The organism is Vreelandella sp. H-I2 (assembly GCF_052959335.1).
This window is the reverse complement of sequence record NZ_JBRAMC010000008.1, coordinates 222,435-240,523: the sequence shown is the minus strand read 5'-3', so window position 1 is coordinate 240,523 and position 18,089 is coordinate 222,435. Positions and strand designations below refer to the sequence as shown.

General features: G+C 54.7%; 18 protein-coding genes. 17 read left to right on the top strand and 1 reads right to left on the bottom strand.

Annotated elements, in window-relative coordinates; translation table 11 throughout:
- Positions 1-4 precede the first annotated feature (4 nt).
- The 8 genes from ACUVOF_RS19320 to ACUVOF_RS19285 all read left to right on the top strand — a co-directional run bounded on the left by ACUVOF_RS19320 (position 5) and on the right by ACUVOF_RS19285 (position 9,006).
- The gene (locus ACUVOF_RS19320; protein ID WP_447045886.1) at positions 5-2,788 is read left to right on the top strand and encodes an EAL domain-containing protein; all 2,784 of its coding nucleotides are present in this window, start codon (positions 5-7) and stop codon (positions 2,786-2,788) included.
- 81 nt (positions 2,789-2,869) lie between these two features.
- Positions 2,870-4,273 (top strand): argininosuccinate lyase, encoded by a 1,404-nt coding sequence (gene argH / locus ACUVOF_RS19315; RefSeq protein ID WP_447045885.1) that lies wholly within the window; start codon positions 2,870-2,872, stop codon positions 4,271-4,273.
- Entirely contained in the window at positions 4,270-4,389 is a 120-nt protein-coding gene (gene lptM / locus ACUVOF_RS19310) for an LPS translocon maturation chaperone LptM (protein ID WP_113270753.1), read from the top strand. The genes argH and lptM overlap by 4 nt, the downstream gene beginning before the upstream one ends.
- Positions 4,390-4,422: 33 nt before the next feature.
- A complete protein-coding gene (gene lysA / locus ACUVOF_RS19305; protein WP_447045884.1) occupies positions 4,423-5,694 on the top strand; it encodes a diaminopimelate decarboxylase in 1,272 nt (423 codons plus the stop codon).
- Positions 5,694-6,527, top strand: coding sequence for a diaminopimelate epimerase (gene dapF / locus ACUVOF_RS19300; protein ID WP_447045883.1), 834 nt, complete (start codon positions 5,694-5,696; stop codon positions 6,525-6,527). Before lysA ends, dapF begins: the two co-directional genes overlap by 1 nt.
- Before the next feature lie 16 nt (positions 6,528-6,543).
- Positions 6,544-7,254, top strand: coding sequence for a DUF484 family protein (locus tag ACUVOF_RS19295; RefSeq protein ID WP_113270756.1), 711 nt, complete (start codon positions 6,544-6,546; stop codon positions 7,252-7,254).
- The gene (locus ACUVOF_RS19290; protein WP_447045882.1) at positions 7,247-8,251 is read left to right on the top strand and encodes a tyrosine recombinase XerC; all 1,005 of its coding nucleotides are present in this window, start codon (positions 7,247-7,249) and stop codon (positions 8,249-8,251) included. The genes ACUVOF_RS19295 and ACUVOF_RS19290 overlap by 8 nt, the downstream gene beginning before the upstream one ends.
- The gene (locus tag ACUVOF_RS19285; RefSeq protein WP_447045881.1) at positions 8,248-9,006 is read left to right on the top strand and encodes an HAD family hydrolase; all 759 of its coding nucleotides are present in this window, start codon (positions 8,248-8,250) and stop codon (positions 9,004-9,006) included. Before ACUVOF_RS19290 ends, ACUVOF_RS19285 begins: the two co-directional genes overlap by 4 nt.
- Here the strand turns inward: ACUVOF_RS19285 and yihA are convergent.
- A complete protein-coding gene (gene yihA, locus ACUVOF_RS19280; RefSeq protein WP_447045880.1) occupies positions 8,979-9,617 on the bottom strand; it encodes a ribosome biogenesis GTP-binding protein YihA/YsxC in 639 nt (212 codons plus the stop codon). The two genes, ACUVOF_RS19285 and yihA, sit on opposite strands and share 28 nt — an antisense overlap.
- A 366-nt stretch (positions 9,618-9,983) precedes the next feature.
- On the opposite strand from yihA, the gene ACUVOF_RS19275 reads away from it, so the two are divergent.
- The 9 genes from ACUVOF_RS19275 (at position 9,984) to dtd (ending at position 18,081) form a co-directional block, all read left to right on the top strand.
- A complete protein-coding gene (locus tag ACUVOF_RS19275) occupies positions 9,984-10,613 on the top strand; it encodes a c-type cytochrome (protein ID WP_447045879.1) in 630 nt (209 codons plus the stop codon).
- 138 nt (positions 10,614-10,751) lie between these two features.
- Positions 10,752-11,384 (top strand): thiol:disulfide interchange protein DsbA/DsbL, encoded by a 633-nt coding sequence (locus ACUVOF_RS19270; RefSeq protein ID WP_447045878.1) that lies wholly within the window; start codon positions 10,752-10,754, stop codon positions 11,382-11,384.
- Between the two features lie 35 nt (positions 11,385-11,419).
- Entirely contained in the window at positions 11,420-12,223 is an 804-nt protein-coding gene (locus ACUVOF_RS19265) for an endonuclease/exonuclease/phosphatase family protein (protein WP_447045877.1), read from the top strand.
- A 102-nt stretch (positions 12,224-12,325) separates the two neighbouring features.
- Positions 12,326-12,886, top strand: coding sequence for a TRAP transporter small permease subunit (locus ACUVOF_RS19260; protein ID WP_113270762.1), 561 nt, complete (start codon positions 12,326-12,328; stop codon positions 12,884-12,886).
- Positions 12,886-14,289 carry a TRAP transporter large permease gene (locus ACUVOF_RS19255; RefSeq protein WP_447045876.1) on the top strand — a complete coding sequence of 468 codons (1,404 nt, stop codon included), beginning with the start codon at positions 12,886-12,888 and terminating at the stop codon, positions 14,287-14,289. The genes ACUVOF_RS19260 and ACUVOF_RS19255 overlap by 1 nt, the downstream gene beginning before the upstream one ends.
- A gap of 173 nt (positions 14,290-14,462) precedes the next feature.
- Positions 14,463-15,575 (top strand): TRAP transporter substrate-binding protein, encoded by a 1,113-nt coding sequence (locus ACUVOF_RS19250; RefSeq protein ID WP_447045875.1) that lies wholly within the window; start codon positions 14,463-14,465, stop codon positions 15,573-15,575.
- A 137-nt stretch (positions 15,576-15,712) separates the two neighbouring features.
- Positions 15,713-16,543 carry a bifunctional hydroxymethylpyrimidine kinase/phosphomethylpyrimidine kinase gene (thiD, locus tag ACUVOF_RS19245; protein WP_447045874.1) on the top strand — a complete coding sequence of 277 codons (831 nt, stop codon included), beginning with the start codon at positions 15,713-15,715 and terminating at the stop codon, positions 16,541-16,543.
- 129 nt (positions 16,544-16,672) lie between these two features.
- On the top strand, positions 16,673-17,542 hold the full coding sequence (locus tag ACUVOF_RS19240; RefSeq protein WP_447045873.1) for a universal stress protein: 870 nt from the start codon (positions 16,673-16,675) through the stop codon (positions 17,540-17,542).
- Between the two features lie 101 nt (positions 17,543-17,643).
- On the top strand, positions 17,644-18,081 hold the full coding sequence (dtd, locus tag ACUVOF_RS19235) for a D-aminoacyl-tRNA deacylase (RefSeq protein ID WP_447045872.1): 438 nt from the start codon (positions 17,644-17,646) through the stop codon (positions 18,079-18,081).
- Positions 18,082-18,089: the final 8 nt, after the last annotated feature.

Genomic DNA, 18,089 nt, shown 5'->3' with positions numbered 1-18,089 from the left:
CCCTATGACTTCAGTGTTACCTCATAGTCGGCTTGATCAGTTCTTTCTGCTGTCGCAGGACTTGTTCTGTTGCATCGACCTTGAAGGCACGCTTCTGCAAGTCAATCCAGCCTTTGAAACGTTGCTGGGGTATCCTTCTGAAAAATTAATTGGTCGGGCCTGTGGCGTTATCGTACACCCCTTAGATTACCCAGTGATCGAGCAGGCGTTGCATTGTATGCACCAAGGCGAGAAGGCTATTTCGTTCGAAGTGCGTGCGCTTACCGCAACTGGCAAGCAACACTGGCTAGAGGTGACTGCTTCATTTAAGAATGACGTGATCTACATAATCGCCCGGGTGATCACCCTCCGTAAGGCCAATGAAGAGCAGTTACTGCGCAATCAACGGTTATTTAAAATTGTCGGTGAAACTGCGCTGATTGGTGGTTGGTATGTCGATGTGGCTGTGGGGCTGCCTAATTGGTCTGATGAAGTTTGCCGTATCCATGGTTTGCCAGCCGGTTTCCAACCGACTGTTAAACAAGCGGTTGAATTCTACGCGCCTTCCTCCCAGCCCCGTATTCAGGAAGTTTTTCACGCCTGTTGCCACCAGGGGGTAAGTTTTGACGAAGAACTAGAGGTGATTACTTATCAAGGTAAGCACATATGGGTCCGTGTCATTGGTAAGGCTGTGCGCGATGAGCAAGGGCAAATCAAACAGGTGCAGGGCTCAACACAAGATATTACTGAGCAAAAACAGCTGCGCGAAAAGCTAACCAAGCTGGCGCATCGACTCACCATTACCCTAGACAGTATCACCGACGGTTTCTTTACGTTAGATACTGACTGGCGCTTCACCTACGTTAATCCTGAAGCGGAACGCATCTTGAAGCGTTGCGGAGGTGAACTGCTGGGGCAGCCCCTTTGGCAAAGCTTTCCTGGTGTAAAAGGCAGCCGCTTTGAGGAGGAGTATCAGCGTGCTGTCAGCCAACAAAAGTCAGTCCATTTTGAAGCATTTAACTCTCGGCTAGAGAGGTGGCTGGAAGTAAATGCCTACCCTTCGGCGGAAGGGCTAGCAGTTTACTTTCGCGATATAAGTGAGCGTAAGGCGACCGAGCATCAACTGAAGCTGCTGGAGCGTAGCGTCGAGTCGAGCACGAATGGGTTGGTAATTGTCGATACCCAGCGTAGTGATCTGCCGATGGTCTACGTCAATGCCGCCTTTGAGCGAATTACCGGCTACTCCCGCAGCGAAGCGCTAGGGCGCAATTGCCGCTTTTTGCAGGGCGAAGACACGGATTCCGCCACCATCAAACAATTACGGGTAGGCATTGCCCAACAGCGTGAAGTGCACGTCGTCATCCGTAATTATCGGCGGGATGGCAGTGTTTTTTGGAACGATTTGTATATTTCCCCTGTGCGCGATGAAAGCGGTCAAGTGACCCATTTTATCGGCGTACAAAATGATATCTCCGAGCAGCGTGAATACCAGGCTCAGATTACTCATAACGCCAACCACGACGCCCTGACCGGGCTGCCTAATCGGGCAATGCTTGTGCAGTGTTTGGAGCAGGGATGTATGTTGGCGCGTCGTTATCAGCGTTTTATAGCGGTACTGTTTATTGATCTGGACGATTTCAAACCGATCAACGATACGCTCGGCCATGAGGCGGGCGATTTTATCTTGGTTGAGGTCGCTAGGCGTCTTGAAAAGGAGCTACGCCCTTGTGATACGGTGTTGCGCTTTGGCAGCGACGAATTTGTGGTACTGCTACCGGATCTAGCCCATGAGAAAGAGGCGGTGCAGGTGGTAGAGCGCGTATTGCAGCGGCTTTCGCCGCCCTATTGGTATCGCGACAGTGGGCTGCGCATCACGGCGAGTATCGGGATTGCCATCAACGATGGCAGCATGAAAGATCCCCAGCAACTTATACAACAGGCGGATTTGGCGATGTACAAGGCCAAACGACGCGGACGCAACACCTATCACTGGTATACCGAAGATTTAAATCGCAAGGTGAGCGAACGCGTCAACTTACGCAGCGCGCTACAGCAAGCCATTGAGCAACATCAGTTTGAACTTCATTACCAGCCACAGATCCATGCCCCGAGTGGTCGCGTGGTAGGGGTTGAGGCGTTGATCCGCTGGGAGCACCCTGAGCGCGGTAATATTCCGCCGTCTAATTTCATTAGCCTTGCAGAGGACACCGGACAGATCATTCCTATCAGTGATTGGGTGTTAGCCACTGCCTGCCAGGATGCCCGGCGACTCAACGCTATGGGGGTTGGCCCGATAACCATGGCTGTCAATATTTCCCCCATGCAGTTTCAACGACCAGGTTTTGTCGCCTCTATTGAGGAGGTGCTGTCTGATAGTGGCCTAGCACCCGCGCTGCTGGAGTTTGAAATTACTGAGGGCGTGTTAATGGATAGCGCCGAACAGGCGATCCAAGCGTTGCAGGATTTGCGTGGGCTGGGGGTTCATATTGCTTTAGATGACTTTGGCACTGGTTTCTCTAGCCTGAGCTATTTAAAGCGCCTGCCTATCAACAGAATCAAAATTGACCGTTCGTTTGTGCGTGATGTCATTACTGACCACCACGACGCAGCTATTATCGATGGCGTGGTTGCCATGGCGGGAAAAATGGGGCTAGAAGTGTTGATCGAAGGCATAGAGACGTCGGAGCAGTTTGCCTACCTTAAGCAGCGTCACTGTGACTATTTTCAGGGCTATTACTTTGCCCGCCCCATGCCGTTAGACGCCCTCTGCGCATTTTTGACATCTCCCCCGGTGTTTACTGCTTGCTGACCGGCGACTCTGGTACACTTTCCGCCACGACTCCCACTTTCCGTAACGACTTTTACGTTTTGTCAGCAGGATATACCTTCGATGAGCCAAGCTACGAATCAGTCTTGGGGCGGTCGCTTTAGCGAGCCCACCGATGCCTTTGTCGCACGTTTTACCGCGTCTGTTACTTTCGATCAGCGCCTGGCCCGCCAGGACATCCAGGGCTCCATTGCCCACGCCACCATGCTGGCTCGGGTGGGCGTGCTGACCGATGACGAGCGCGATACGATTATCACAGGCCTGACAGAAATTCAGGGTGAGATCGAGCGCGGCGAGTTTAATTGGTCGGTGCCGCTTGAAGATGTGCACATGAATATCGAAGCGCGGCTGACCGACAAAATCGGCATTACCGGCAAAAAACTTCATACAGGGCGTTCGCGTAATGACCAAGTCGCCACCGATATTCGACTGTTTATGCGCGATGAGATCGACGTTATTGAAGTTGAGTTAAAACGGCTGCGCGAAGGCATGATCGAATTGGCTGATCGCGAAGCCGAGACCATTATGCCGGGCTTTACCCACTTACAAACCGCCCAACCGGTCACATTTGGTCATCATCTGTTGGCTTGGCAGGAGATGCTGGCCCGGGACCACGAGCGCCTGCTGGATTGCCGCAAGCGCGTTAATGTGATGCCGCTGGGCGCGGCTGCCCTCGCTGGCACCACTTACCCGATTGATCGTCACGTGTCGGCGGAGCTTTTAGGCTTTGACCGGCCGTCAGAGAATTCTCTGGATGCGGTGTCGGATCGTGACTTTGCGATTGAATTTACCAGCTTTGCCAGCATCCTGTTGATGCACCTATCGCGGATGAGCGAAGAGCTAGTGTTGTGGACCAGTGCCCAGTTCAACTTTATCGACTTACCTGACCGCTTCTGCACTGGCTCTTCGATCATGCCGCAGAAGAAAAATCCTGATGTGCCCGAACTGGTGCGCGGCAAAACCGGCCGCGTTTACGGCCACTTAATGGCCCTGCTGACGCTAATGAAGTCCCAGCCACTGGCTTATAACAAAGATAACCAGGAAGATAAGGAACCGCTGTTTGATACGGTGGATACCGTGCGCGACTGCTTGAAAGCCTTCGCTGATATGGTGCCTGCTATTGAGCCAAAGAAAGCCAGCATGTATGAAGCCGCGCGGCGTGGCTTTTCCACTGCGACAGACTTGGCGGACTACCTGGTACGTAAAGGTGTCGCCTTCCGCGATGCCCACGAAATAGTCGGTCAGTCGGTGGCCTACGGCCTCAAAACCGAAAAAGACCTTTCCGAAATGAGCCTTGATGAGCTCAGGCAGTTCTCCGCTACCATTGAGCAGGATGTTTTCGACGTATTGACCCTGGAAGGTTCGGTGGCTGCGCGTAACCACATTGGCGGCACTGCTCCTAACCAAGTGCGGGCTGCCGCTCAGCGAGCGCGTGAGGCGTTGGCCGCGCTCAAGGCGGGCGCATGAAAACGTTGGCAATCCTGGCCTTTACGGCGTTGCTGTTAACCGGGTTAGCAGGCTGTGGTCAAAAAGGACCGCTTTATTTGCCGGACGATGCACCCGCTGATCAGGCGTCTGAATAGATAGCCGCAGGCCTAGGAGAAGGGGAGAACACAATGGATCACTTTAACTACCGCGATGGCGTGCTGTATGCCGAAGACGTGCCGCTATCGCGGATTGCCGACGAGTTCGGTACACCCTGCTATGTCTATTCCAAAGCGACCTTTGAACGTCACTTTCGGGCCTACACCGAAGCGCTGGGCAGTCATCCGCACCTGATCTGTTACGCGGTGAAAGCCAACTCCAACCTGGCAGTGCTGGGTCTTTTGGCCAAACTTGGTGCGGGGTTTGATATTGTTTCCATCGGTGAGCTTGAGCGAGTGCTCAAGGCAGGCGGCGACCCGGCTAAAATCGTCTTTTCCGGCGTTGCCAAGCAGGCCCACGAAATGGCCCGCGCCCTCGAGGTTGGCATTAAGTGCTTTAACGTTGAATCACGCCCAGAGCTTGAGCGCTTGAATCGCGTCGCGGGTGAGTTGGGTAAGATTGCCCCGGTCTCGCTGCGGGTGAACCCCGATGTCGATGCGGGCACCCATCCCTATATCTCTACCGGTTTAAAGGATAACAAGTTCGGTATCCCGGTGGATGAAGCGTTGGCGGTCTACGAATTAGCAGCGAGCTTGCCCAACCTGCAGGTAAAAGGGCTCGATTGCCATATTGGCTCTCAGCTCACCGAAACAGCCCCGTTTCTGGATGCATTGGAGCGCTTGCTGATGTTGATGGAGCGTCTGCGCGAGCGTGGCATCGAAATCGATCACCTCGATCTAGGCGGCGGCTTAGGTGTGCCTTACCGCGATGAAAAGCCACCACAGCCGTTTGATTACGCCAGCCAATTGTTGGCACGGCTATCGCGCTGGGAAGGTGGCGAAGCACTCACATTGTTGTTTGAACCCGGTCGTTCTATCGCCGCCAATGCCGGCATCATGTTGACTCGGGTGGAGTTTCTCAAGCCCGGCGAAACCAAGAACTTTGCGATTGTCGATGCGGCCATGAACGACTTGATTCGCCCGGCGCTTTACCAGGCATGGCAGGCGATTGTGCCCGTCGATACTCGCGAAGTACGCGAAAGCGCCCTTTACGATGTGGTCGGTCCGGTATGTGAAACCGGTGATTTCCTGGGTAAAGAACGCGAACTGGCAATCGCCGAAGGTGACCTGCTGGCGGTTCGCTCTGCGGGAGCTTACGGCTTTGTCATGGCCTCAAACTATAATAGCCGCCCGCGTGCTGCCGAGCTGATGGTCGATGGCGATAGCTGCCATGTGGTGCGCGCACGGGAAACCGTTGCCAGCCTATGGGCGGGTGAGGCGCTGCTGCCTGAAGGGGGGCAATGATGCTCTTACACTTCACCAAAATGCATGGCTTGGGTAATGACTTTGTCATGATAGATCTCGTGACTCAGCGTGCCCGGCTGGATGAGGCGCAAATTCGCGCGTTGGCAGACCGGCGTTTTGGGATTGGCTTTGATCAGCTATTAGTCGTCGAGCCACCCCGCGACCCAGAGATGGATTTTCGCTATCGCATTTATAATGCTGACGGCAGTGAAGTGGAAAATTGCGGCAACGGAGCGCGCTGCTTTGCCCGCTTCGTGCGCGATCAGCGATTGACTCACAAGCATGAAATCCACGTAGAAACCGCCGGGGGTCCGTTGGTGTTGACCGTGCAGCATGACGGCATGGTGCGGGTGGATATGGGCCGCCCGCGGTTTAGCCCCTTGGCGCTGCCGTTTGATGCGACTGGGGATCAGCCACTGCATCAGCTAGACGTCGGCGATGAAACGCTGCAGATCGGCGTGGTCTCCATGGGTAACCCTCATGCGGTGCTGCAGGTTGATAGCGTGGATAGCGCTCCGGTCGAGCGTCTGGGACCGTTGGTGGAGGCGCATCGCCGTTTCCCTAAGCGTGTTAACGTGGGTTTTATGCAGGTACTCTCGCCCAGCGAAATTCGTCTGCGTGTTTATGAGCGCGGCAGTGGCGAAACGCTTGCCTGCGGTACAGGTGCCTGCGCCGCAGTGGCCAGCGGCATTCGCCAGGGGCTGCTGAAAAGCCCTGTGAAGGTCCATTTGCCCGGTGGAGAACTCAGCATTGAATGGCCCGACCCTGAAGGGGCACTGACGATGGTGGGGCCGGCGACACGCGTCTTTGATGGTCGCGTAGTACTCAATTAATTCGAGGAGAACGGCGATGTCACAAGCCCCCGAACCCCGCAAAACGCTCGATCCTGATCAAGTGGCGTTCTGGCTGGCGCGTCATCCCGATTTTTTTGTCGGCCGCGAAGGGCTGCTTCAACAGTTGCAGGTGCCCCACCCGCATATAGACGGAGCGGTATCACTGCTAGAGCGACTGGTTTACGACTTGCGCCAGCGCGCTGAAACTGCCGAGGGCCGCCTGGAGCACTTGCTGGAGACTGCCCGCCATAACGAGTCCCAGTACCGTCGGCTGCGTGAAACCTTAGTCGCCTTGGTAGAAGCCCCGGACCGTGATGCCTTGGCGCAAGCGCTGGCCACCCAGCTAAGTGAGCGCTTTGAGACGCCCGCTATGGCGCTTTGGTGCCCTGCCAGCTTAAGCGATATTGAGCCGACGCCGCCTCAGCCGCCGCGGCATGTGTTGGACCAGCACGCCAGCGCACGCTTGGCGGCGCTGTTGGATGGCCGCACCAGTCGTTGCGTTAAGCTTAGCGTTAGCGACTGGAAGTGCCTGCTGCCGCATGTCAAGGCGCCCCGCAAAGCGGGTTCCTGCGCTATTTCGCGCCTCTCGGCAGGCGATCCATTGGGCTATCTGCTGCTGGCAAGCCCTAGCCCCGATGCCTACCGAGCCAGCATGGATACGCTCTTCACCGAATATTTAGGTGATATTGTCGCACGCCTGTTGGTGCGCTTGGGCGACTATGGCTAAATCACCCCAGGCCGAGACATCGCTAGTCGAGACGCCGTTAGGTGAGACTAGGATAGCCAAGTGCGTTGAGGCATTTTTGGTTGCCTTGGCGAGCCATGCAAGCCCGGCCACCGTGGCTGCTTACCGACATGATCTGGCGGCACTTTGCGCCTTTACCGAGCGCCGCGAAGTGGCTGAACCGGCGGCACTCGATACCCCTCTTCTGCGTGCGTTTCTAGGGTCAGAGCGCAGCCGTGGCTTGGCGCCTAGAAGCCTTGCTCGGCGCCGCGCGGCCCTATCACGCTTCGCTGACTACTTAGTCAAGCAGGGCGAGCTGGTAGATAATCCGGTCGGGCTATTGCGTACGCCTAAGCAGCCGAGTCACCTACCACGCCCGGTTGATGTAGACGCTTTGGCACGTTTTCTTGATACCCCTCACGACGGCTCACCATTGGGCGCGCGTGATCAGGCCATTCTTGAACTTTTTTACTCCAGCGGCCTGCGTTTGGCAGAGCTGGCGGCGCTTGATCTTAAGGATTTGCAAGACAGCCGGGTACGAGTCATTGGCAAAGGCGGCAAACCGCGTCAGGTACCGGTAGGGCGCCGCGCCCATCAGGCACTGACCGAGTGGCTGGTCTGTCGCTCCGCACTCGCACCTCTTAATGAGCAGGCGCTGTTTGTGGGTCAGCGCGGTGCGCGTTTGGGCCATCGCGCCATTCAAAAACGCTTAGCGCAGCTGTCGATTGCCCGTGGCTTGCCCGAGCATCTTCATCCTCACCGTTTGCGTCACTCTTTTGCCAGCCATTTATTGGAGTCAAGCCAAGATCTGCGCGCTGTACAGGAGCTGTTAGGGCATGCCAACCTGTCGACGACCCAGGTCTATACGCGGCTTGACTGGCAGCATCTTGCAACGAGCTACGATGCGGCCCACCCCCGCGCAAAACGAGCTCATCGCTCTGATAACACTAGCCCTGAAAATCGTAGCCCTAAAAACAATAGCCCTCGGAGTAAGCCATGAAGCACCTCAAGGCGATTACCTTCGATTTAGACGACACGCTATGGGATAACCACGGCGTTATGGCGCGCACTGAGGAGGGGCACTACCGCTGGTTGTTAGAGGCGCTTGAAGCATGGCGAGCCGCGCGTAAGGAACCAACGCTGGCGTTAAGCCAAGAAAGCGGCAGGGAGGATTATCTTCAGCGTCGTCAACAGTGGGCGAAAGAGGTACCCGAACGGCGCGGTGACTTTACATGGCTGCGGCTGCGTGCGCTGGAAGCGCAGCTTGAAGCTGCCGGCCTGCCCCGCAGTGCTGCGTTGATGTGGGCGGCTGCAGCGATGAACGAGTTTCATCGTCTGCGCGTGCTGGTCACCCCTCATCCGGAGGCGGCTGGTTTGCTTGCCGCGTTGGCGGAGCGCTATCAATTGGCGGCCATCACCAATGGCAATATTCATTTGGCGCGACAGCCACTGGCTGCCTACTTTCCGGTGGCCATTGCGGCGGGCGAACTGTTGGCACCTAAGCCTGACCATACATCGTTTCTCACTGCACTTTCGCGCCTGAAGGTGGCCCCCGAGTGCGCCATGCATGTGGGCGACTCATGGCAGGAAGATATAATGCCCGCTCAGCAGTTGGGTATGCATGCGGTATGGATTAGTGAAACGGGGGATCAAACGCTACCTCCGCGGGTCCACCGCATTGCCCACATAAAAGAACTACCCCAGTTACTGGAGTCTTTAGAAAAGCGTCATTCAGGGGGGGTATACAACCACTGATTCAGTTTTTGTGACAGAGTATCGACGCCGTCGCGCTTGAGTGAAGAGAACAACTGAACGGAGACTAAGTCTTCCCACTCTTTTAAACGCGAGCGAACTTTTTGCAACGCAGCGCTGGCAGGCCCTTTTTTGAGCTTGTCGGCTTTAGTCAACAGAATATGCACCGGCATTTCGCGTTGATCAGCATAATCGAGCATCATCTGATCAAATTCGGTCAGTGGGTGACGTACGTCCATTAGCAGTACTAAGCCGCGTAAGCTAAAACGATTACGAAGGTACTCGGCCAAGTGTTTCTGCCACTCTATTTTGACCGCTTCGGGCACCTTGGCGTAGCCATAGCCGGGCAGGTCGACCAAGCGCCGCGACTGGTCATTCATGACGCTAAAAAAGTTGATTAGCTGGGTGCGACCTGGTGTGCGCGAGGTGCGCGCCAACGCATTTTGTTGCGTCAACGCATTGATAGCACTTGATTTGCCCGCGTTAGAGCGCCCGGCAAAGGCAACTTCTGCGCCCGTATCATCCGGGCATAGTGCCAGGGTGGGTGCGCTGATTATAAAACTTGCCGTCGGGTAGTTCAGCCGAGGGACTGGGCTATCATGGGGGGTAGTCATGGACTTGATCCTGAAAAACGAACAAAAAACGGCCTGCTCAGCGCACTATCATTTCACTATCTCATTTCGCTATCACGTAAAGTAGAGCGCATGATAGAGAGCCATAATAGAGAATCGAGAGCAGTACCGCGACGAATTACCCCTAAAGCAGTCTAGGACTTGCATTCCCGCCGCTGGGGTGATTCGTTATAATGTAGGCGGTTTATATCTGCGACCTGGGGCGCTAGTGTACCATCGCGCTCTAGCCGACAGCGACCAATGTGAGACGTTGGTCGTTTTGGCGGAGCTAACCCTGGTAATTTGTGGAGCCTGGGAAGCGCCCAGGGTGCGTACCAGTCAAACATAAAACGGCATAGTGGAAGAGCAATGAGAAAGTTACTGGCAAGCCTGGCAATTACCATGGGCGCCGTTGGCGCTACCCACGCTCAAACCGATCTTCAAGCCAATGCTGATGCGTCAGCAGGCCAAGAGTTATCCCAAGTCTGTGCGGCCTGTCATGGACAGCAGGGCATTAGTCCATCCGCTGCTTTCCCTAACATAGCGGGTCAGCAAATGTCGTATCTGGCCAAGCAGATTATCGATATTCGCGATGGGGTTCGCGACGTGCCTCAAATGCAACCTATTGTGGCTAATTTCTCTGACCAGGATGCTTGGGATTCCGCGGCATTCTTTGCAGAGCAGGACGCTAATTTAGGCCAAACCAGCGACGAAGATGCTGAGTTACTGGCTCGTGGCGAAACCATTTACCGCGCTGGTGATATGTCCAAGGGCATTCCTGCCTGTTCCGCCTGCCACACACCGACTGGGGTCGGTATCGGTACGGCAGTTTATCCAGGCCTTTCAGGCCAGCATGCTGAGTACACGATTGGGGAGCTTCAGGCTTTTGCGTCAGGCGAGCGTAACAATGATCCCAATAACATTATGGGCGATATCGCCTCTAAAATGAGCGACAACGATATGGAAGCAGTGGCTAACTATTTGTTGGGCCTGCACTAGAATTTTAAAATAGAGGCCTAAGCCGGATCACTTTCTCATGTCGTTTGTGGGCCCTCTTTTGGCGTTGTGTGCCATAAGAGGGAACCCGCTAATATACCCACGGTCTGACTATTCGCTTACCCATGGAGAATTGACACGATGTTTAAAACGCTAATGGTCGCGATGGCCGGTCTAGGGCTTTCTGCAGTAGTGAGTGCCCAGGAAGTGGTTGAAGGTCAGCACTATGAGCTACTTGATTCGCCGGTAGAAACCCATGTCGAAGACGGGCAAATTGAAGTGACCGAAGTATTTTGGTTCGGTTGCCCTCACTGTTACCGGCTACAAACACCGGTTAACGAGTGGTACGAGACGCTGGAAGACGACGTTAGCGTAGTCAAAATGCCCGCCACGATGGGCGGCGATTGGAACACTCACGCCACCGCTTTCTATGCGGCGGAGTCGCTGGGTATCGAAGAAGAGCTACACGCCGATTTCTTTAATGCTATCCATCAGGAAGAGCAGTCGCTCACTGAGCCCGATGATATCGCCGCTTTCTTTGCCAACTATGGTGTCAGCGAGGAAGAAGCCAAAAAAGCGCTGACCGACTTCAGCGTTCGCAGCGAAGTGAATGAAGCCCATAACCGTATGCGTGAAATGAAACTGATGGGTGTGCCCGCCCTGGTGATTGATGGCCGTTACATTGTTTCGCCGAGTTCAGCCGGTAGTCTGGAAAATATGCCGAAAATTGCTGATGCATTGATCGAACAGGTGCGTGCCGAGCGCGCAGAATAATTGTGCTACGTAATGTAAAAGAGCTCGATAAAACAGTGAAGAGCAGCAACCGCTCGACGCTATTGGAAGATGGCCATCTGCGCTTGCTGACCTTCAACCTGCAGGTGGGCATCCAGACCTCTGCTTATCACCATTACCTCACACGTAGCTGGCAGCACTTATTGCCCCATCCACGTCGCCAGCAGCGACTGGATTTAATGGGCGAAGTGTTGAGCAAGTTTGATGTCGTAGGGCTGCAGGAAGTGGATGGTGGTAGCTTTCGTTCAAGCCGCGTCAATCAGGTGGAATATCTCGCTACAAAAGCGGGATTTCCCCATCATGTTCAACAGCTTAATCGTAATCTTGGGCGTATCGCCCAGCATAGCAATGGTTTACTGTCGCGCTTGGTGCCTAGCCAAGTAGAGGAGCACCGTTTACCGGGAACCATGCCTGGCCGCGGCGCTATTCACGCACGCTTTGGTGAGGGGCCGGATGCGCTGCATCTGTTTGTTGCTCACCTGGCACTTAGCCATCGTGGTCGAGTGCGTCAGCTCAACTACTTAAGTGATATTATTCAACCACTTCGCCATGTGGTAGTGATGGGGGACCTCAACTGCACCCCCGATCAGTTACATGCCCATGAGCGTTTTAGTACGTCGTTGCCCCTGCACCCGGTTAAACCGCTTTTCAGCTACCCCTCCTGGCAACCACGCCAAGCGCTGGACCATATCTTATTGTCGCAGTCGTTAGAGGCCGCTGAAGTGCGCGTGCTAGATAATCTGTTTTCTGATCATCTACCGATTGCTGTTGATCTGCCCTTGCCGGAGGCCTGTTTAGCGGCTATTCGCTCAACCGTTTAAGAATTAGCTTGTCTTGCTGTAAGTGGGCGCTGCATTGTCCGCTTAGATGCGCTATTGTCTGGGACGCTGATCCCCCTTAGTCGTTTTACGCGAGACACTTCCATGTCGGACACAACACAACTACCTGCGTTTATTGGTGCGCTGGACCGCGCTTCAGAGTGGTTCGGGCGCACCCTTGCGTGGCTGATCATCATTATGATGTTGATTCAGTTCGCGATTGTACTGCTTCGTTATGCCTTTAGTGTGAACAGTATCTTTATGCAAGAGCTAGTGATGTATATGCACGCTAGTGTCTTTATGCTTGCTGCCGCTTATACCTTTCGCCATGACGGCCACGTGCGGGTTGACATCTTCTATCGAGGAATGACACCGCGCCGCCAAGCGTTAATCAATGTAGTGGGTATTATTACGCTGCTAATTCCCGTCATGGTCTTCATTATCGCTTCCAGCTTGGGTTACGTGGCCAATTCCTGGCGCATTTTGGAAACCTCCTCCGACTATGGTGGTATTCCGGCTGTCTACGCACTGAAAACCTTAATCCCGCTGTTTGCCGTTCTAATGATCGTGCAGGGTGTGATTGAGATTGTGCGCAACGGCTATGTCATGGCAGGGCGGATAGAGCCTTCTGCCGAGGGTGCAAACCATCTTGAGGAGCGTGTTTGATGCTGGAGTTTATGCCAGTTATTTTATTTGCCGTCATCTGTATTGTCCTGATGTTCGGCTTTCCTGTGGCGCTCTCGCTGGCGGGTACGGCACTATTGTTTGCTGGGATGGGGCTTGGCCTGGAAGCCATTGGTATCGATGCCAATTTTGATGGCGGCTATCTGGCCGCCTTACCCAACCGACTCTACGGCATCATGACCAACCAAACGCTGTTGGCAGTGCCGTTATTTGTCTTGATGGGCGTTTTGCTGGAAAAATCTAAAGTGGCTGAAACGCTTTTGGATGCCATGGCCCTACTGTTTGGTTCAATGCGCGGTGGGTTGGGTATTTCGGTAACGCTGGTGGGTATGTTGATGGCTGCGTCTACCGGTATTGTGGGAGCCACGGTAGTCACCATGGGGTTAATGTCGCTGCCCACCATGCTAAAACGTGGCTACAGCACTTCTCTTGCGACCGGCACTATCTGTGCCACCGGCACATTGGGGCAAATTATTCCCCCTTCCATTGCCCTGGTGTTGTTGGGCGATGTGCTGTCATCAGCCTACCAGCAAGCACAGCTTGATATGGGGATTTTTAGCCCTAAAACGGTCTCTGTGGGCGACCTGTTTATGGGCGCGCTGGTGCCTGGGCTACTGCTGGTGGTTTTTTATATGATTTACGTGGGCCTGGTGGCATGGTTGCGCCCACACATGGCGCCTGCTGCCGACCGCGAAGAGTTAATGGCGGAGCTCGGCCATACCTCAGGAATTGGCATGTTGCTGCTCAAAGGCCTAGTGCCACCCGTGGTGCTGATTGTAGCGGTGCTGGGATCTATTCTGAGCGGCTTTGCAACGCCCACTGAGGCCTCCGCAGTGGGGGCGTTTGGCGCCTTGGTGTTGGCGCTGGCTTACCGTCAACTCGACTGGGCGACCCTGAAAGATGTGCTGCGCTCGACGACTCACGTGACCACCATGGTGTTTCTGATCCTGATCGGCGCGGCGTTGTTCTCGCTGGTCTTCCGCGCTTATGGCGGCGAGCACATGGTCACTGAGCTATTTGAGGGGATGCCAGGAGGGGTAGTGGGCGCGACAATTATCGTCATGCTGGTTATCTTCCTGCTCGGCTTTATTCTCGACTTTATTGAAATCACCTTTGTGGTAGTGCCGATTGTTGGGCCGATTCTGCTCGCCATGGGGCTTGATCCGATTTGGCTGGGCATCATGATCGCGATCAATCTGCAGACGTCTTTCTTAACGCCGCCGTTTGGTTTTGCGCTGTTCTATCTTCGCGGGGTGGCACCGCCTTCTGTGTCCACATCGGCGATCTATCGTGGCGTTATCCCGTTTATCTTAATGCAACTGGGTATGCTGCTCTTGCTGACCTTCTTTCCGCAACTGGCAACGTGGCTCCCCGATCAGTTTTAATGGACGGACGATAAGTTGAATAACATCGCTGCTATCAACGCAAGGAAGTGGCAACCTAACTAAAAGCAATTAAGCTACTCACCAACGGCTTGTAACAAACCATCTAGCGCATTGCGCTAGATGGCGTCTTCCCTACCCATAATAGTAATAATAGAAAGTAAGAGGGTTACCCTATGAAAGCCAAAGCATTACCTGCCGCCATCGCCATGACGACCGCCCTGTCGGCTAGCTTGCTGGTGGTATCCAGTTTTGATAACCAAGCTCAGGCCCAAGAAGATGAATTCCGCTGGAAAATGGTGACGTCCTGGCCGAAGAATTTTCCTGGCGTTGGCCAAGGCCCTGAACGCCTATCGCAGTTGGTCGATGAAATGTCGGATGGCCGACTGACCATCGAAGTGTTTGGTGCTGGTCAGTTAGTGCCGGGCTTTGAGGTGTTTGACGCCGTTTCCGACGGCACTGCTGAGCTGGGCCACTCCGCCTCCTATTACTGGAAAGGCAAGGCCCCCGCTGCGCAGTTTTTTGCCGCTGTGCCGTTTGGCATGAACGCCCAGGAAATGAACGCCTGGTTAAGCTTCGGCGGTGGTATGGAACTGTGGAACGAGCTTTACGATGAGTTCGGTGTCGATGTGCTGGTTGCCGGGGCATCGGGCGTCCAGATGGGCGGCTGGTACAACAAAGAGATCAATTCGGTTGATGATCTTGATGGTTTGAAAATGCGTATGCCCGGCCTGGGCGGTGAAGTAATGAACCGCATGGGTGTAGCGATTGTGAACATGCCCGGCGGCGAAATCTTCACCTCGCTGCAGTCCGGTGCCATTGACGCTACCGAGTGGATCGGCCCTTACAACGATTTAGCCTTTGGCCTGCACCAGGCGGCGGATTACTACTACTACCCCGGCTGGCACGAGCCGACAGTCATGTTTGAGGCGATCGTTAACGAAGAGGCTTGGGCGGAGCTACCAGCCGATCTTCAGGCGATCCTGCGTACTGCTATCAGTGACGTTAACCAAAGTGTGTTGGATGAATACACCGCACGGAACAACGATGCGCTAGAAACACTGGTGAACGAGCACGACGTTGAGCTACGCCGCATTCCTGATGATGTGCTTGCTCAAGCGCGTGAGCACTCGCAAGATGTGGTTGCCGAGCTGGCGGAATCAAGCGAACTGGCCACGCGTATCTATGACTCTTATCAAGCGTTCCAGGAGAAGGTCGAGGATTACCACGCCATCTCCGAACAGGCGTACTACAACGCCCGCAACCCGGAAGGCGACACAGCGCAATAATTTGTCTTGCTTGACGCACAAGAACGAGCCGCCTTCGGGCGGTTTTTGGGTGTTTGGCATATACGTTTTCGGCAGCATAAGACGCGCAGCTTGGGTATCCTAGGCAAATACTGATGATTTTGTCGTGAAGGAGCCTCATGTCTAACAATTCCCGTCTTCGTAATGTACTTACCATCGCTGGCTCGGACCCGTCAGGCGGGGCTGGTTTACAGGGCGATTTGAAAACCTTTTCAGCGCTTGGTGTTTACGGCACCAACGTGATTACTGCGGTGATCGCTCAAAATACCTGCGGCGTAGCCTCGGTTTATCCCGTTGCTCCCCAAGCCATTCGCGAGCAGTTAGAGCATCTGCTGGATGATGTCGAGCTGGACGCAGTTAAAATAGGCATGGTGGCAAGCCGCGAAGTCGCTGAGGTGATTGCCGATGTGTTGCGTCAGCGCCGTCCGCGTTGGATCGTGCTCGACCCGGTAATGGTCGCCAAGAGCGGTGATATCCTGGTTGATGACGCCGGTATTCGCGCCGTGCGCGATATTCTGGTGCCGCTCGCTGATGTAATTACACCCAACCTACCGGAAGCAGCGGTGCTGCTCGATTCACCCTCGCCTACGAGCTTAGATGCCATGGAGGCGATGCTGCCGGGGCTAACGCAGTTAGGTGCGCCCTATGTGGTATTGAAAGGCGGCCATTTGCGGGGGACTACTTGTCCGGACCTGCTGGCAACACCTAACGGCCATGAGTGGTTGCCCGCCTCGCGTATCGACACAGACAATTTACACGGCACCGGATGCGCGCTCTCCTCGGCGATTGCCGCTTGTTTGGCGAAACTACCTGTACAGGCAAACGCTAACGCGCCAGTGGCGGCCATTGGCGATGCCAAACGCTGGCTGCATGCAGCGCTTGAGGCGAGCGTGCGTTTAAACGTGGGTAAAGGACGTGGGCCAGTGCATCATTTTCACGCATGGTGGTAAGACAGAGTACAACGAGGGTAAAAACGAGAGTAGCAGGTAGCTTGCGGGAAAAGAGATTGCACACCATGCTGAGGAGTGTTTGCTTAACGACTTATAAAGCTGAGTCAATCGGCTGAGGAGCGTTTCGCCATGCCTCGCACTGTTCCAAGTACTGTTCCAAGTACCATTCTATTTGCCACCGATCTTTCTGCTGATAATCGCGCCGCCTTTGCTCGGGCGTTACGTTTGGCCTATGCCCAGGGGGATCAGCTCGATGTACTGCATGTGTTGGATCCGTACCTTCCACGGCGTGTCCTGCTTGATGTAGAGAGTGCGGTGGTGGAAGACATTACTACTGTGTTGACGGATTTACGCGAAGATTACGCACTGGAGGCACCGAAAACGCTGATCCAAACCGTGACCGGCTCTCCCCACGTCGGGATTATTCGCGAAGCCCATGAGCGCAAAGCCGAATTGATTGTGCTGGGTATGCATCGTAAACGTGGTCAAAAAGACCTGCTGGTGGGCACTACATTGATGCGTGTGCTGCATAGTGCCCCCTGCCCGGTGGTAGTGGCCTCCTACCAGCCTACCCAGCCCTGGCAGCATATTTTAGTACCCATCGATTTTTCACTGACCGCGCGGCATACTTTAAAAGAAGCGCTGATTCGCTTTCCTGACGCCACACTGACCTTACTGCACGCCTGGACACTGCCTGGTGAGCGTGAGTTAGGCTCACAGGCGTATTACGCCCACTGGCGCGAGCATGAACTGCAGCGCTTGCGCGAACAGCTGACCAACGAGGTCGATAGCCTGATGCGCGAACTAGACGGGGTGCCGGACGTTGAGCTGGTGCTAGAGCAGGGCGCTCCCTGTGATGTGCTACAGGCCTATATGAAGCGTCATTCGCCCGATCTCGTCATGATCGGCAGCCGTGGGCAACCCCACCACGTAAGCCAGCTAACCGAGATGCTGCTGTGTGAGCCACACTGCGATTTGATGCTCTGCCGCGCTTGGTAATCCAGCTTGGTAGTAAAAGTAAGGGCTTTCTCTGTGGACTGCTGGAGAAAAATTAACAAACGGTCGTTACACTGTCCGTTTGTTAGCCGAGGAGTGGCACTGTGAAGGCACTCATTCAGCGGGTAAAGCGCGCTAGTGTTGAAGTGGAAGGCAAGGTTGTCGGTAGTATTGATCATGGGCTGCTGGCGCTGATAGGCGTGGAGAAGCACGATGACGCGGCCTGTGTGGAAAAATTGCTGCATAAACTGCTTCACTACCGAGTATTCAGTGATGACGAGGGCAAAATGAATCAAAACCTGCAGCAGGTGAACGGCGGTTTGCTGCTCGTTTCCCAGTTCACCCTGGCGGCGGATACCCGCAAAGGGCTGCGGCCTAGTTTTTCCAGCGCAGCTCCTCCCGCTCAGGGTGAAGCGCTGTTCGATTTGCTGGTTAAACAGGCTCGTGCTGCCTGGCCGCAGGTAGCCACCGGTGAATTTGGCGCCGATATGCAGGTGGCGTTGATCAATGATGGCCCGGTCACGTTTTTACTAGAGAGCTAGCAGCCAAG